Source organism: Salinicola salarius, from assembly GCF_002179555.1.
GTDB lineage: Bacteria > Pseudomonadota > Gammaproteobacteria > Pseudomonadales > Halomonadaceae > Salinicola > Salinicola salarius_A.
The window spans coordinates 1-519 of record NZ_NHOU01000144.1 but is presented as its reverse complement, the minus strand read 5'-3'; the positions used below and the strand labels follow the sequence as shown (position 1 = coordinate 519).

The following is a 519-nucleotide window of genomic DNA, read 5'->3' as shown; positions in this document are numbered from 1 at the left end:
CACCGGTAATATCCGTCACGACATGATGGAGTTGAAGATTCATCTCCATCAGCGCTTTCTGCATATGCTGGATATGGGCAGCCGCGTAGGCCAGCAGGCGCTCACGCTGGCGAAGGGTGGCACGCAGGCTCGCCAGTTCCTGAGCGGGGCGGAAACTGCCGCGTAGCAATCCGTAGGCATGCAGGCGTTGAAGCCACTGGGCATCATTGATGTCGGTCTTTCGGCCAGGGACGTTTTTGGCATCGCGAGCGTTGACCAGGACGACATCGAACCCGCGCTCTTCGAGAAGCTCATACACCGGTATCCAGTAGACGCCGGTGGACTCCATGGCGACGGTCGTTACCTTCTTTTCGCCGAGCCAATCGGCCAAGAGGCAGAGGTCGCCGGTAAAGGTGTTGAATGTACGTACTGGCAGCTCATCCTGATCGGGAGGGATGGCAACCACATGGAAACGCGAACCAACGTCGATGGCGGCCGCATGAGGGTGAACGACCTGTAACGCGTCCTTCTTGCTGCGGG

The 519-nt window shown here is 59.0% G+C and carries 1 protein-coding gene; it reads right to left on the bottom strand.

Annotation, left to right across the window (positions count from 1 at the left end; genetic code table 11):
* Positions 1-519: IS110 family transposase (locus tag CCD76_RS19525; RefSeq protein ID WP_143543366.1), on the bottom strand; the 519-nt coding region annotated here is incomplete at both ends.